Origin of the sequence: Streptomyces sp. NPDC102278, assembly GCF_044766345.1 — a bacterium.
Taxonomy (GTDB): domain Bacteria; phylum Actinomycetota; class Actinomycetes; order Streptomycetales; family Streptomycetaceae; genus Streptomyces.
In genome coordinates this window covers 52,310-65,152 of sequence record NZ_JBIWLV010000010.1, presented here as the reverse complement: position 1 = coordinate 65,152, position 12,843 = coordinate 52,310, and the positions used below count along the sequence as shown (strand labels likewise).

Here is a 12,843-nt window from a genome sequence, read left to right as displayed (position 1 = left end):
GCCCCCTTGAGATCACCCGGGCCAGTATCGGTCCCGGCGGCAAGGCGGGGGCGGCAGGGGCGTCAATGGCCGGTGTTGCCGGTCCTGAGCTTGCGCAGAGCGTAGAGGGCGGCCCCCAGGATGAGGACCGCGGCACCGGGGATCACGGTGCTCAGGGGGAGCGCGAAGGCCAGGACCGCGCAGCCGGCCAGGCCGGCGACAGGGATGAGCCGGTGGGGCCGGTGCTCCTGCACGGTGAGGGTCAGAGCGGCGGCGTTGGCGATGGCGTAGTAGGTCAGGACGCCGAAGGAGGAGAACCCGATGGCGCCGCGTACGTCGGTGGTCGCGGCGAGCAGGGCGACGACGGCGCCGACGGCGAGTTCGGCGTGGTGGGGAACGCCGAAGCGGGGATGGACGGCGGCCAGGGTGTGCGGAAGGTACCGGTCACGGGCCATCGCCAGCGTGGTCCGCGAGACACCGAGGATCAGCGCGAGCAGGGACCCGAGGGCCGCGACGGCGCCGCCCACGCGGACGATCGGCACCAGCCAATCGGCGCCCGCGGCCCGCACGGTGTCCGACAGCGGGGCGTTCGCGTCCGCCAGCCCGGCAGGACCCAGCACTGTCAGGGCGGCGATCGCGATGAGGGTGTAGACGGAGAGGGTGATGCCGAGGGCGATCGGGATGGCGCGTGGGATGGTGCGGGCGGGGTCGCGGACTTCCTCACCGAGGGTGGCGATGCGCGCGTATCCGGCGAAGGCGAAGAACAGCAGGCCCGCGGCTTGGAGGACACCGGTGGCGGTGGCGTCCGGGCCGATGTCCAGCCGTGCGGTGTCCGCGCCCGCGGAGGTCAGGGCGGTGACGGCCACGGCGGCGAGCACGGCCAGGACGACCGCGACGACGGCGCGGGTCAGGAGGGCGGACTTCTGCACCCCGGTGTAGTTGACCGCCGTCAGCGCCACGACGGCGGCCACGGCCACCGCGTGGGCCTGGCCGGGCCAGAGGTAGGCGCCGACGGTGAGGGCCATGGCCGCGCAGGAGGCGGTCTTGCCGACCACGAACGCCCAGCCGGCCAGGTAGCCCCAGAAGGCGCCCAGGCGCATCCGGCCGTAGACGTAGGTGCCGCCGGACTGCGGGTAGAGGGCGGCCAGCCGCGCCGAGGACGTTGCGTTGCAGTAGGCCACGACCGCGGCCAGGGCCAAGGCGAGCAGCAGCCCGGAACCGGCGGCCCCGGCCGCTGGGCCGAGCGCCGCGAAGATTCCGGCTCCGATCATGGAGCCCAGACCGATCACCACCGCGTCGAACACCCCCAGACGGCGCTTCATCCCGCCTGCGGCCGCCGGCACGCTCCGCGCGTTCATCGCTCACTCCTTCTTTGAACGGTCCTCAACCTTTGAACGGTCCTCAACCCGGCGCACCGTAGCCGGGGAGGATGACGGGCGGAAGTCGCCGCAGCACCGGAGCCGGCGGCGACCGTGCCGAGGTGCCGAGCGGCGATCGGGGGTCCGGATCGGTGCGGCCGCGGGTGGTGTCAGCAGGGCAGCAGTTCGGCGATCAGGCCGCGGACGCGGTGTTCGATCTCGTCCCGGATCGGACGGACCGCCTCGACGCCCTGCCCGGCCGGATCCTCCAGCTCCCAGTCGAGGTAGCGCTTGCCGGGGAAGACGGGACAGGAGTCTCCGCAACCCATGGTGATCACCACGTCGGACGCCCGGACGGCCTCGGTGGTCAGGATCTTCGGGGTCCGGGCGGAGATGTCGATGCCCGCCTCGGCCATCGCGGCGACCACGGCCGTGTTCACGGTGCCGGACGGTGCGGACCCGGCGGAGCGCACCTCGACCCGGTCGCCTGCCAGGTGGGTGAGGAAGGCGGCGGCCATCTGGGAGCGGCCGGCGTTGTGGACGCATACGAACAGCACCGACGGCTTCGCGGCGGGAGGGATGTCAGACACGGGCGGAGCCTTCCGGGGTGGCGGCCGGGCTGGCGGCCGGGGTGGCCGTCGGTGCGGGCCGGGGGAAGTAGCGGCGGGCGGCGAGGGCGACGTAGACGAGTCCGATGAGGACGGGGACCTCGATGAGGGGGCCGACGACTCCGGCGAGGGCCTGGCCGGAGGTGGCGCCGAAGGTCGCGATGGCCACCGCGATGGCGAGTTCGAAGTTGTTGCCCGCGGCCGTGAACGCCAGCGTGGTCGCCTTCGGGTAGTCGAGGCCGACCGCACGTCCTGCGGCCATGGATCCGGCCCACATGAGCGCGAAGTACACCAGCAGCGGCAGCGCGATTCGGGCGACGTCCCACGGCTTGGAGGCGATGGCGTCGCCCTGGAGGGCGAACAGCACGACGATGGTGAACAGCAGCCCGTACAGGGCGAACGGCCCGACCCGGGGGATGAACTTCGCCTCGTACCAGGTACGACCCTTGGCCTTCTCGCCGAGCCGGCGGGTCAGGAACCCGGCCAGCAGCGGGATGCCGAGGAAGATCAGCACCGAGCGGGCGATCTCCCACACCGACACGTCCAGGGTGGTCTGCTCCAGCCCGAGCCGGCCGGGCAGCAGGTTCAGGTAGAACCAGCCGAGTCCGCTGAACGCGATGACCTGGAAAACGGAGTTCAGGGCGACGAGGACGGCGGCGGCTTCGCGGTCGCCGCAGGCGAGATCGTTCCAGATGATGACCATGGCGATGCAGCGGGCCAGGCCCACGATGATCAGGCCGGTGCGGTACTCGGGCAGGTCCGGCAGAAAGACCCAGGCGAGCCCGAACATGAGCGCCGGCCCCACGACCCAGTTCAAGGCCAGGGACGGGATCAGCAGGCGACGGTCGCGGGTGACGGTGTCGAGGCGGTCGTAGCGGACCTTTGCCAGGACCGGGTACATCATCACGAGCAGCCCGAGCGCGATCGGCAGGGACACCCCGGTGACGGTGACCTTCGCGAGCGCGTCGCCCAGGCCGGGCACGAGCCGGCCCAGACCGAGTCCGGCGGCCATCGCGGCGAGGATCCACACGGCGAGGAAGCGGTCCAGGAACGACAGCCGCCCGGCCACCGGCCCCGCCGCCGCAGTTCTCGTGTCGCTCACGGGGCGGTTCCGGCCGGTTCGGCGGGGACGCCGGGGCGGGTGAGGACGGCGGCGAGCTTGTCGGTGGTGGCGGGCAGCAGCCGGTAGTACACCCACGTGCCCCGCCGCTCGGAGTCGATCAGCCCGGCCTGCTTCAACAGCTTCAGGTGGTGGGAGATCGTCGGCTGCGACAGGTCGAAGGCCGGGGTGAGATCACAGACGCAGATCTCCCCGCCGTCCCGCGAGGCGATCATCGACAGCAGCCGCAGCCGCACCGGGTCGCCCAGGGCCTTGAACACCTTTGCCAGGCCGGTGGCCGCTTCCTCGTCCAGGGGGGCGGTCAGCAGGGTCGGGCAGCAGCCGTCGGCCGCGTCCTGACCGAGCACCACCAGTTCTTGTTTCGACATGCCTCTATGTTGACGTTTTTCGATCCAAGGCGCAAGGTTGAATCGAAGAACGTGAATCCAGCGAAGTCCGGGCCCCGCCAGGCCCTGCCCATGAGGAGTGAAGGTCATGACCGAACAGTCCACCGATCTGCGCGAGACCGTCCGCCGGCGCTACGCGGCGGCCGCGATCCAGGTCACCGAGGGCGGGACCGCCTGCTGCGGACCGGCCGCGATCGAGATCGACGACAACTTCGGCTCCGCCCTCTACACCGGAGGCGAGCGCGACACCCTGCCCGCCGACGCCGTCGCCGCCTCGCTGGGCTGCGGCAACCCCACCGCGGTCGCCGACCTCCACGAAGGAGACCGGGTCCTGGACCTCGGCTCTGGCGGCGGCATCGACGTCCTGCTCTCCGCCCGCCGCGTCGGCCCCACCGGCAAGGCGTACGGGCTGGACATGACCGAGGAAATGCTCGCTCTCGCACTGGCCAACCAGAAGAAGGCCGGCGCCACCAACGTCGAGTTCCTCAAGGGCACCATCGAGGCCATCCCGCTCCCGGCCGCGACGATCGACGTGGTCATCTCCAACTGCGTCATCAACCTGTCCACCGACAAGCAGGCCGTCTTCACCGAGACCTACCGCGTCCTGGTCCCCGGCGGCCGCATCGGCATCTCCGATGTCGTCGCCGACGACACCCTCACCCCCGAACAGCGGGCAGAACGCGGCGACTACGTCGGCTGCATCGCCGGCGCCCTGTCCTTCACCGAATACCGCACCGGACTCGAAGCGGCCGGGTTCACGGACATCGAGATCACCGCGACTCACGGCGTCGCGGACGGCATGCACTCCGCCATCGTCCGGGCCGTCAAACCGCTGAAGACCGGCACCAGCGCAGCGCCCCTCGCGACCGCCGCCTGCTGTACCCCCGCAGAGGAGGTCACCGACCCTGCGGCCACTCCTGCAGACACGAAGGCCGCGGCCGGCTGCGGCTGCGAGAGCTGATCGGGGCCGGTGGAGTGATCACCGCCGGGTGATCAATGGAGTGCTCTGTCGGGTCCGGACATTTGCTGCGCACCTGGTGAGCCGCGGGCCGCGCGGCGGGCGGGTGGGGCGCGGAAGGCGTAGGAGTGGATAGTGCACTTCTCACCGCCGGTCGAGCCGATGCCGGCCCGCTCCGTGACGGCTCTGCCGTCGTCCGGGGCAAGGCCGGTGTTGTTCGAGCAGAAGGCGGACGGGTTCCGCGCCCTCGTGTTCACCGGCCCCAAGCCGTATCTCCAGACCCGTGGTGCCGATCTCGGACCGGCCTTCCCGGGGATTACCCGGGCGGCGGCCCCGCTCGGCGTCGAGGCGGTCGTCGACGCCGAGCTGGTGGTCTGGCACAAAGGCAGGCTGGACTTCACCGCCCTGCAGCACCGGGCTGGACTCCGCGGCGCCAGGGCTGAGCGCGCCTCCCGGGAGCAGCCCGCCCACCTGATCACCTTCGAGCTGCTCGAGCTCTCCGGCAGCGTCCTCACGGACCAGCTCCTGCACCGGCGCAGGAGCGCACTGGAGAACCTTTTCGCGTCCCTCGGCCTCGGGGCGCCCTGGGCGCTGTGCCCGGCAGACCGCCGATGCCGCGACGGACCGCAGCAGGCTGGACCCGGCGTGGGGAGCGGCAGGCGTCGAGGGCTTGATGATCAGGGAATCCGGCTCCCGGTACCGTCCCGGTCAGCGCGGGTGGCTCAAGTTGAGGACGCGCATGTCGGCGGAAGGGATCATCGGCGCGTCTGGATCTGGTGGCCGATCTGGACGAAGCGGCGGCGGCGCACAGGGGTCCCCATGCCCTGGCGACGAAGGCGAGCGAGCTGTACGGGGAAGGCATCGCGCGCCACCACATGATTCCCGAAACGTATCCCAACGCCACGGAATTCAAGCTGCACGGACCGAAGAGCGGCAGGGATCAATTCGATCAGGTGTGGCAGCAGGGTGACAAGTTCATCGTCGTAGAGGCGAAGAGCAATGTCGACACTGCCTTGGGTGAGCGAATCGTCGATGGCGCCCGCCATTCCCAAGGCTCTCGTACCTATTTTCTCGACATCATCCAGCAGATGGAACTCAGGGGCGAGAACCCAAAGTTCGAGAGCGACGGCGATCTCGCGGAGAAGCTCATTGTGGCCCTCGATGACGGGCGCCTTGACTACATTGTGGTCAAGGGGCAGGGCAATGCCGGTACGTACACTGGCTACACCAAGCAGAAGTTCGACATCAGGGAGATCGAGTGACCGTCACTGTTGAGCGCCACGGAGACGCCGAACCTGGTGACGATCGCTATGCGGAGCGAATGACAAGCTCGGTGATCAAGCGGATCGAATCCCTGGAGAATTCACCGCGAATGATCGACGCGCTGTGGAATTCTGCCCGGATCGTCGTGGGTGCACGCGCGGCCGTGGATCCGGTCGGCGGGGCCATCGATACCTGGGAAGCGGTGGTCAATGCCGCACAGGTGGGTTCCGCGCTGTTCCGGATCACCGCAGCAACCGAGGGAACCGTCGAGTGTCGAATTCACCATGGGATCCGGCGACTTCCGGCCATGGGCCCCAAGAAGTTCGCCAGTGCGCCGAACTGGCTGGACGCCTTCTTCTTCGCGGTCATCTGCCGTGACCAGGAACGCATGACCGAGTTGTGCGCGGTTCCGGTGGACAGGCTCCGCGCGTCCGGGGCCATGCACGACGAGTACCTGTACCACTGGGTCGGGGCGCTCCAGGCGTACTGGACGCACCGGCAGGCGGAGATGGTGGAGGAGCTGACCGCGGCCTTTCGGCTGTCCCATCCCGACGTGGTCCGGATCGCGCCTCGGGAGTGGCTCCAGCAGGTCTCGTATCCGCCGATCAATCTCTTCTACCGGTTCGTCAAGCGCGACCACGACGGTTTCAACAAGGCTTTGGTCGAGGCGCTCGAAGCACACAAGACGTACTGGAACCAGGAGGACCGCGACTTCGACGTCACCGGCCTGTGGGCGATCGGCCCCCTGGCCATGGCGTGCCTCGCCTTCGACGGCGACTTTCCCATCGAAGTGGTCTCCGACTACCTCCCGACCCAGCTCCTGAACCGGAGCTGGGTCGGCGAGTTCGACACGTAAGCCCCGGCATCGGTTGGCGTCGAGGCCGGCATCGGCCGGAGTGCGCAGTGCGTCAGAGCGTCTTGAGTGAGTCGTCTGCGGTGGTGCGGTACAGGCCCACCTTCGGCTTGACGACGCTGCCCGGCTTGGCGAGCGGGAGGCTGACGCCGTCCGCGTTCGGCATGTGCGAGCCGTCGGCCAGGATGTTGATCTCGTCGGCGACGGGGCCGTTGCCGCCCGAGGGGTTGAGGTTCACGGCGGCGTACGCGGTGGCGCCGGCTCGCACCGGGTACGCGGGCGCGCCGCCCAGGCCCTCGGGGGCGGTGGCCTGGATGCCGAGCGCCGCGCCCTTGGCACTGAAGCCGATGGCGGGGTGGTAGTCCAGGCCGCACGAGGTGGAGACGTTGTTGGTCACCGTGATCACGCGGACGCCGGCGGGCGCGCCCTGCGGGGAGGAGACCTTGACGGTCACCGAGCCCGGAGCCGTCAACGCCCGCGCCTCCGTGCCGCCCGCCCGTGAGGGAGCCCCTTCGTGACCACAGCGCTGCCCTGCCACCCAGCGCGCCCCTCATCCCGGCACCATCCCACCCTGCGCAACTCCTCCTCGAGTCTCAGGTGTTCTATTGGGTCCTCAGCTCCCAGAGGAACTTCTGCGAGTACCCCTTCGGCATCCGGTACGTGCAGCCCACCGCGGAGGGCATCCGGTTCCACCTGGGGAGCAACGCCAGTCTCGACGGCCTGCAGGCCGGCCTCCTGCCCGCCCGCGTTTCCGTGGGCACCGGCGACGACGAGATCCACGGACTCAACGGGTGCCGGATCACCGCACGAAGTGAGCGCGGCATCGAACTCCGCCGTCTCGGACAGCCGACGAGCACCCATCTCACCGGCCCCTCCCGACGCGCCTTGCACAAGGCCGAAGCCACTCTCGCCGAACGAATCCGTGACCACGGAGGCGAGGCCGGCTGGCTCGCCGGCGACACCTGGACCGTCCACGAACGCCGGTGGGAAGACGAGCGCCAGCCGCTCCTGTACGAATCCACCTGGCGTGACGCGGCCTGGCTCCCCAGCGGGCTGCTGCGCCGCCTCGGCCTCCTGCACACCGTCGCCGTCCCGCAGGTCGTCACTGGTCACAAGCCCGGCTGGGGGAGTGGTGGATCCTGGAGCTGGACCACGACTCCGAGACCGGCCTGCGCCGGGCCGAGCTGGTGCAGGCCCTCACCGGCCCGGAGCACGGACTGCCCCTGGAACTGCGCGGACACCGCGACCTGACTCCCGGCGAGAGCCTGGGCCTGGTTCTCCTGAAGTCCCCGGACCACACCGCCACCCTCCAGCTGCGCTACGACCGGTTCGACTACCCGATCAGGGAAGACCGGGCCGCGATGTTCGCGGCGATCCGGCGGCGCATCAGCGCTGTGAGCGGCGAGGCCTCGCTGCCGGCGATGCCCGGCTGCTCGGCCACCGGCTGAGCCCCGCTACGAAGCGCGGGGCAACCGTCAAGGCCCCTTTACCCTAGGGATGGAAGCCATACGAAGATGTCCCCTGCCCCGCGTGCTTGCCGTACCGCTTTCGGACTGCGCCGGCCCGGGGGAGGGCGGCGTCGGGGTGGACGGGGAAGATCGGGAGACCTGGGTGAGCGAGCGGTGTGCCGAACCGCAGATCCGGACGAGCTCTTCGTGGACGGCGCGGCCCAGAACAGAGCCAAGGTCCTGTGTACCGGGCGCCCTCTGGCCACGTCCTGGCGATGTCTACTCGAAGCCGCCCGGTCGGAACACGATCGCCTCGCCGTTGCCGACAAGGAACAGGCCTGGGACGTCGCCGGGTGACCTGGCATCAGCGCAACTCCCGCGCTGTCCGGCTGTGGGGCTCGGCCCACGCACCCGGTGGTTTGGGCCCCCATCTCCCGAGGGGTGCGGCAATCCGCCTACAGTCGATCCACCTCCGCGTCGACGTACCCGAACTCGCGGGCCATGTACACCAGCGTCTCCCGCAGCAGGCTCTTGTGCTCCGCCCGGCCCATGGTCGGAGCGGCGGTGATCGTGACCGCCATCCGCGACCTGGTCCCGCCGTCGTTCGTGCAACGGCCCACGAGGCCGCGAGTACCACGACGGTGACAGGATGACGGAGCTCATCAAGAAGAGCGTGAGCATGGACCAGCTCCGGGCCGACACCCTCGTCGACTGGAGGGACAAGGGGGCGGCGAACCAGGACGGCACCGTCAGCCACTCGATCTCCAAGGACGGGAAGATCGGCGCGCTCAGGAAGCTTGTCACCACCGACCTCCCGGCGATCTTCACCAATGACGAGGAGCACCTCGGCGAGGCCTTCGTGGGCTCGTATTCCCTCGACTACAACGTGAGGGGACAGGATCCTGACGGCTCGCTGGTGGTGGAGTACACCCTGAACAACAAGACGAGCAACGAATCGCTCCTCCACTACATCGGCTATTACGACTGGCTGGAGAAGACGAACCGCGAGGAGGGCATGCTGTCCACCATCGATCAGAAGATCACCTGGACCGAGCGCATCCTGGCAGACGGAAAGTAGTCCCTGTGCACCACCGATACCGCATCCGCCGCACAGCGGCAGCCCTGACCGTCCTGGTCGGCTCGCTTACCGCCTGCGGCTCGGACGCCTTCAAACGTTGTGTCCCGGAGGCGTCGACGACGACGAGCGCCGCTCAGCTCGTCGGTACCTACGAAGGCTCCCATGAAGCCGAGGGCGTCCATCTCACTCTCACGGCCACCCCTGGCTCCAACAGAGGGGGTAACCTCACGGCTGCGAACTGGCCCACCGGCAACTTCCACACATCCCAGCCCGGCAAAGCCTTCACCGGCTCCGGCACATGGGAAGTGGAGGATGCCCGCCCGCCGAAGGGCAGGTCCCTAATCCGGATGCAGTTCGACGATCCGTCCGATGTCACCTCGGGAGACACCCTCGACAAGCTCTCCATCGGCATCGACGCCGAGCGGGTGTTCGTCTACGACGACAGCGACCCCGATGTCTGCCCGGCCTTCCGCCTCAAGCTCCAGCAGTGACCCGACGGCCCGGTGAACCGCCCTGCCCCGCGTGGTGCGGACAGTCGGACCTTCGAACTGCGCGGTAGGCGGCCGCCGTGTCCTCGGCGAGGAGAGTTCGGTCGACAAGGTGGAAGCGCTGGGATTTCGCGAAGGTGACGGCGTCGGCGGTGACGCGGCCGTTGGTGAGCAGGACCAGGACGTCGTTATCGTGGACCTGCCCGCCGGGGCCGCTGAGGACGTGCGGGTCCGGAATGTCGACGGTCTTGCCGGCGCCCATCCGTCCTCCTTGTAACTCGAACGTCCGGGGATAGATGCCCTCGAGGTGTCCGAGCGCGTAGCGCAGACCGCTCGCCCGGACCTCCTCCCACCGGGTGGCCTTCTGCCGGCGCCAAGCCCAGGCCCCGCCCGCGTCCGCCGCCAGGAGTGCCGCGGCCAAAGTCCAGGGATGCGCGGTCAGCCATCGAAGAAATCCTCACTCTGGAGCTGCAACGCTGAAGAAGCTCAGTGATGAATTCGGAGGCCGGTCGGAGGCAGCGGACGGGCCGCCGGCCGCAGGAGGGATTTCCGGCGGCCGGCGGTCCGTTGAAGGGCTGGGGAACGGTGTCCTCGGCGCGGGTCCCTGTCAGGACTCGCAGGGAAGGTTGACGATGCGGACTGTGTACGCCGAGGAGCCCCAGCGGTTGGTGCCCACCGTGCGGAAACCGTTGGTGGTGGACGCCGACGCGAGGATCGTGGAGCCGTTGGCGTAGGACCCGACGACCGAGTAGCTGGTGCCGGGACCGCTGCGGATCAGCAGACCGTCGCTGGCGTTGACCTTGTAGTAGCACTGGGTGGCGAGCGCACCGGCCGGCGCGAGCTCCACGGCCGCGCCCGTCGTGCGCTGGGCTGCGCGCTGTCCGGCCCGGCGAGTTCGGTGGCCAGGGCGCGGACGGCGGTTTCCCGGGGGGTGCTGCGCTGGTCGCCTGCCGCGCGGCGGACGTCGACATCGCGGCGGGTCCACCAGCGCCGCCCGTACAGCTCTTCGCCGGGGGCAGGCACCCGGTGGTGGCGTAGGCGAGGACGGTCTGGTGCGCGAGGCCGAGGACATCGGCGGCCTCACGGTCGGTCAGCCGGTCGCCGGGGTGGGGGCCTTCGGAGGGCGGCCGGCCTAGAGGGAGCGCTCCTGCTGGGCCTCTCCTCCATCAGCCAGAGCGGCAAGGGACACGCGGGGGCCGTCCGCCTTCAGAGGCGGTGGATTCGTATGCCGGTAGCCCATAGCTCAAGCCGTTCGTCTCGAGCTCTGGTTTCTTGACGACGGGGGGCTGGTCTAGGCTGCCGCAGTCGTCGGCATCGACGCCGGCGCGGCGAGGAGATGTAGACGATGCCGCAAGCGGGACACGCGACCAGCCCGGCGGGCATGCCGGGGCGGGTGGCGCTCAGTGCCGTGGAAGAGGCGGCTCGGATGGATGCGGTGCGCCGCTATGACATCCTCGATACCCCGCCGGACGGTGCGTTCGACCGTGTCGCGGCGATGGCGGCCCGGTTGTTCAAGGTGCCGGTGGCGAGCGTGACGATCGTGGATGAGGACCGGATCTGGTTCAAGGCCGCCCACGGTCTGGACGACGTGAGCGAGATCGGCCGCGAGCCGGGCCTGTGCGGCTCGGCGGTCCTGGCCGATGAGATCCTGGTGATCCCGGACACGCTCACCGACCCCGTGGCGTGCTCCAACGCTCTGGTCACCGGGCCGATGGGCGTCCGTTTCTATGCCGCGGCTCCGATCATCACCGGCGACGGGCACCGGCTGGGCACCGTCAACATCCTCGACACCAGGCCGCGCCTGATCACCGAGGACGACACCGCCACCCTCGCGGACCTGGCCGCGATCGTGCTGGACGAGATGGAGGTCCGCCTGGCCGCCTTGAACGCCCTGCGCGCCGAGCAGGAGCGGCGCCGGGAGCAGGAGGAGGCTCGGCAGCGCGCCGAGCGGGACAAGAGCGCCATCGAGGCGTTCGCCTCCACCCTTCAACGCACTCTGCTGCCGCCGGCGCTTCCGGTGGTGCCCGGGCTGGAGCTGGCCTGCCACTACGCCACCGCCTCCCCGCAGAACGTGGGCGGTGACTTCTACGACGTCTTCCCCCTCGACGGGAAGAGGTGGGCGTTCTTCCTCGGCGATGTGTGCGGCAAGGGCCCCGAAGCCGCCGCTCTGACCTCCTTGACCCGCTACACCCTGCGCGCCGCGGCCCTGATCGCCCCCGACCCCGACGTCGTCCTCACCTCGCTGAACACCGCGCTGCTCCTCGACCCCGCCATCGGCAGCCGGTTCTGTACGGCCGTCTTCGGCGTCCTCGAGCCGCACGAGAAGGAAGGGTTCATCGTCACGGTGGCCACCGGCGGGCACCCCCCGACCTACCACCTGCGCCACTCCGGAGCAGTGGAAGCGGTGCAGCCCAAGGGAGGCATGCTCATCGGCGCCGTCGACGGCGCACACTTCGCCTCCCTCACCGTTCACCTCGCCCCGGGTGAAGGACTGCTCCTCTACACCGACGGGCTGACCGAGGCCCGCACCCTGGGCGGAGACATGATCGGAGAAGAGGGCCTGACCCGTTTCCTCGCCGCGCGCACCGGGCCCGTCAGCGCGGCGGAGGTCGTAGGGGACACCGTCGGCCTCATCGACGCCATGCCCCACGGGGTCGGTGACGACGTCGCCCTGCTGGCGCTGTCCGTCCCCCTCGCCGACGCCGCGGACGGCCTCACCGCGACCGCCACCGCCCACACCATCGCCCCCGCCGGCGAGACGCCGGAGAGCCGCCCGTGACCGACTTCCGCCTCACCGCACAGCACACCGACGGCGACCTCGCCCTGGCCCACGTCGCCGGATACCTCGACATAGACACCGCCCCCCACCTGCGCGCCCAGGCACTGGCCCTGATCGAACAAGGCCACCGTCACCTGATCCTGGATCTCGCAGCCGTCACCTTCTGTGACTCCTCCGGCCTCAACGCCCTGATCGGCATCCTCCGCTGCGCCAAGACCGCCGACGGCACCCTGGTCCTCGCCGCCGTCCCCGACCGCCTTTGGCGGATGCTGGACCTCACCGGCCTCAGCGCTCTGCTGCCCGCCCACCCCACCGCCGCCCACGCCCTCGTCGCGCACACCCCCAGCCAAGACAGGGCCACCGCGTAAGCCGTCCCGGAAGATGGGCCGGGGGTCACACCGGGCTCAACGTCTGAGATCGGCTCCGGGACACACCCGGGCCCTGTCGCGGCGTCAGGCTCAGGCCCTGGGCGTCGACTGATAGGCCCGCGATCCGCCGCGAGGAGTGACCTTTCCTCGGATCACG

Annotated in this window: 19 protein-coding genes; 11 read left to right on the top strand and 8 right to left on the bottom strand. The window is 69.9% G+C overall.

Annotation, left to right across the window (positions count from 1 at the left end; genetic code table 11):
- Window positions 1-62: 62 nt before the first annotated feature.
- From ACIRO3_RS23555 to ACIRO3_RS23540, 4 genes are all read right to left on the bottom strand, one after another.
- Window positions 63-1,337 (bottom strand): APC family permease, encoded by a 1,275-nt coding sequence (locus ACIRO3_RS23555; protein ID WP_404139798.1) that lies wholly within the window; start codon window positions 1,335-1,337, stop codon window positions 63-65.
- A gap of 170 nt (window positions 1,338-1,507) precedes the next feature.
- Entirely contained in the window at window positions 1,508-1,918 is a 411-nt protein-coding gene (locus ACIRO3_RS23550) for an arsenate reductase ArsC (protein WP_404140285.1), read from the bottom strand.
- Between the two features lies 1 nt (window position 1,919).
- Window positions 1,920-3,047, bottom strand: a complete 1,128-nt coding sequence (gene arsB, locus ACIRO3_RS23545) for an ACR3 family arsenite efflux transporter (RefSeq protein WP_404139795.1) — start codon at window positions 3,045-3,047, stop codon at window positions 1,920-1,922.
- Window positions 3,044-3,433 carry an ArsR/SmtB family transcription factor gene (locus tag ACIRO3_RS23540; RefSeq protein WP_404139793.1) on the bottom strand — a complete coding sequence of 130 codons (390 nt, stop codon included), beginning with the start codon at window positions 3,431-3,433 and terminating at the stop codon, window positions 3,044-3,046. The genes arsB and ACIRO3_RS23540 overlap by 4 nt, the downstream gene beginning before the upstream one ends.
- A 106-nt stretch (window positions 3,434-3,539) precedes the next feature.
- On the opposite strand from ACIRO3_RS23540, the gene arsM reads away from it, so the two are divergent.
- The 4 genes from arsM (at window position 3,540) to ACIRO3_RS23520 (ending at window position 6,528) form a co-directional block, all read left to right on the top strand.
- Entirely contained in the window at window positions 3,540-4,412 is an 873-nt protein-coding gene (arsM, locus tag ACIRO3_RS23535) for an arsenite methyltransferase (protein WP_404139790.1), read from the top strand.
- 159 nt (window positions 4,413-4,571) lie between these two features.
- On the top strand, window positions 4,572-5,288 hold the full coding sequence (locus tag ACIRO3_RS23530) for a hypothetical protein (RefSeq protein WP_404140282.1): 717 nt from the start codon (window positions 4,572-4,574) through the stop codon (window positions 5,286-5,288).
- Complete coding sequence (locus ACIRO3_RS23525; protein WP_404140311.1) at window positions 5,186-5,671, top strand: hypothetical protein; 486 nt, start codon at window positions 5,186-5,188, stop codon at window positions 5,669-5,671. The genes ACIRO3_RS23530 and ACIRO3_RS23525 overlap by 103 nt, the downstream gene beginning before the upstream one ends.
- 59 nt (window positions 5,672-5,730) lie before the next feature.
- Window positions 5,731-6,528 (top strand): immunity 49 family protein, encoded by a 798-nt coding sequence (locus ACIRO3_RS23520; RefSeq protein ID WP_404139787.1) that lies wholly within the window; start codon window positions 5,731-5,733, stop codon window positions 6,526-6,528.
- A gap of 52 nt (window positions 6,529-6,580) precedes the next feature.
- Here the strand turns inward: ACIRO3_RS23520 and ACIRO3_RS23515 are convergent, their stop codons facing one another.
- The gene (locus ACIRO3_RS23515) at window positions 6,581-6,997 is read right to left on the bottom strand and encodes a DUF4232 domain-containing protein (RefSeq protein ID WP_404139785.1); all 417 of its coding nucleotides are present in this window, start codon (window positions 6,995-6,997) and stop codon (window positions 6,581-6,583) included.
- Window positions 6,998-7,122: 125 nt separating this feature from the next.
- Here ACIRO3_RS23515 and ACIRO3_RS23510 point away from each other — a divergent pair, with 125 nt between their 5' ends.
- The 3 genes from ACIRO3_RS23510 (at window position 7,123) to ACIRO3_RS23500 (ending at window position 8,330) form a co-directional block, all read left to right on the top strand.
- Entirely contained in the window at window positions 7,123-7,776 is a 654-nt protein-coding gene (locus tag ACIRO3_RS23510) for a hypothetical protein (protein WP_404139782.1), read from the top strand.
- Window positions 7,713-7,973 (top strand): hypothetical protein, encoded by a 261-nt coding sequence (locus tag ACIRO3_RS23505; RefSeq protein ID WP_404139779.1) that lies wholly within the window; start codon window positions 7,713-7,715, stop codon window positions 7,971-7,973. Before ACIRO3_RS23510 ends, ACIRO3_RS23505 begins: the two co-directional genes overlap by 64 nt.
- A 66-nt stretch (window positions 7,974-8,039) precedes the next feature.
- Window positions 8,040-8,330, top strand: coding sequence for a hypothetical protein (locus ACIRO3_RS23500; protein ID WP_404139776.1), 291 nt, complete (start codon window positions 8,040-8,042; stop codon window positions 8,328-8,330).
- Between the two features lie 98 nt (window positions 8,331-8,428).
- On the opposite strand, the gene ACIRO3_RS23495 is transcribed toward ACIRO3_RS23500, so the two are convergent.
- Window positions 8,429-8,554 (bottom strand): hypothetical protein, encoded by a 126-nt coding sequence (locus ACIRO3_RS23495; protein ID WP_404139774.1) that lies wholly within the window; start codon window positions 8,552-8,554, stop codon window positions 8,429-8,431.
- Window positions 8,555-8,622: 68 nt separating this feature from the next.
- Between ACIRO3_RS23495 and ACIRO3_RS23490 the strand changes: the two genes are divergently transcribed.
- Together ACIRO3_RS23490 and ACIRO3_RS23485 are read left to right on the top strand one after the other, a co-directional pair.
- A complete protein-coding gene (locus ACIRO3_RS23490; RefSeq protein ID WP_404139771.1) occupies window positions 8,623-9,051 on the top strand; it encodes a hypothetical protein in 429 nt (142 codons plus the stop codon).
- 5 nt (window positions 9,052-9,056) lie between these two features.
- Complete coding sequence (locus ACIRO3_RS23485; protein ID WP_404139768.1) at window positions 9,057-9,542, top strand: hypothetical protein; 486 nt, start codon at window positions 9,057-9,059, stop codon at window positions 9,540-9,542.
- Here ACIRO3_RS23485 and ACIRO3_RS23480 read toward each other — a convergent pair.
- Window positions 9,526-9,960 (bottom strand): hypothetical protein, encoded by a 435-nt coding sequence (locus ACIRO3_RS23480; RefSeq protein WP_404139767.1) that lies wholly within the window; start codon window positions 9,958-9,960, stop codon window positions 9,526-9,528. The genes ACIRO3_RS23485 and ACIRO3_RS23480 overlap by 17 nt on opposite strands.
- A 186-nt stretch (window positions 9,961-10,146) precedes the next feature.
- Complete coding sequence (locus ACIRO3_RS23475) at window positions 10,147-10,386, bottom strand: hypothetical protein (RefSeq protein ID WP_404139764.1); 240 nt, start codon at window positions 10,384-10,386, stop codon at window positions 10,147-10,149.
- A gap of 498 nt (window positions 10,387-10,884) precedes the next feature.
- Between ACIRO3_RS23475 and ACIRO3_RS23470 the strand changes: the two genes are divergently transcribed.
- A complete protein-coding gene (locus tag ACIRO3_RS23470; RefSeq protein ID WP_404139762.1) occupies window positions 10,885-12,318 on the top strand; it encodes a PP2C family protein-serine/threonine phosphatase in 1,434 nt (477 codons plus the stop codon).
- Window positions 12,315-12,686, top strand: coding sequence for an STAS domain-containing protein (locus tag ACIRO3_RS23465; RefSeq protein ID WP_404139759.1), 372 nt, complete (start codon window positions 12,315-12,317; stop codon window positions 12,684-12,686). The genes ACIRO3_RS23470 and ACIRO3_RS23465 overlap by 4 nt, the downstream gene beginning before the upstream one ends.
- Window positions 12,687-12,843 lie beyond the last annotated feature (157 nt).

Excerpts from the sequence above, each read along its gene's own strand:
- ACIRO3_RS23520 (WP_404139787.1), top strand. The coding sequence starts at position 5,731 with ATGACAAGCTCGGTGATCAAGCGGATCGAATCCCTGGAGAATTCACCG.
- ACIRO3_RS23470 (WP_404139762.1), top strand. The coding sequence starts at position 10,885 with ATGCCGCAAGCGGGACACGCGACCAGCCCGGCGGGCATGCCGGGGCGG.
- ACIRO3_RS23540 (WP_404139793.1), bottom strand. The coding sequence starts at position 3,433 with ATGTCGAAACAAGAACTGGTGGTGCTCGGTCAGGACGCGGCCGACGGC.
- ACIRO3_RS23495 (WP_404139774.1), bottom strand. The coding sequence starts at position 8,554 with ATGGCGGTCACGATCACCGCCGCTCCGACCATGGGCCGGGCGGAGCAC.
- ACIRO3_RS23555 (WP_404139798.1), bottom strand. The coding sequence starts at position 1,337 with ATGAACGCGCGGAGCGTGCCGGCGGCCGCAGGCGGGATGAAGCGCCGT.
- arsM (WP_404139790.1), top strand. The coding sequence starts at position 3,540 with ATGACCGAACAGTCCACCGATCTGCGCGAGACCGTCCGCCGGCGCTAC.
- ACIRO3_RS23530 (WP_404140282.1), top strand. The coding sequence starts at position 4,572 with ATGCCGGCCCGCTCCGTGACGGCTCTGCCGTCGTCCGGGGCAAGGCCG.
- ACIRO3_RS23490 (WP_404139771.1), top strand. The coding sequence starts at position 8,623 with ATGACGGAGCTCATCAAGAAGAGCGTGAGCATGGACCAGCTCCGGGCC.
- ACIRO3_RS23500 (WP_404139776.1), top strand. The coding sequence starts at position 8,040 with ATGTCCCCTGCCCCGCGTGCTTGCCGTACCGCTTTCGGACTGCGCCGG.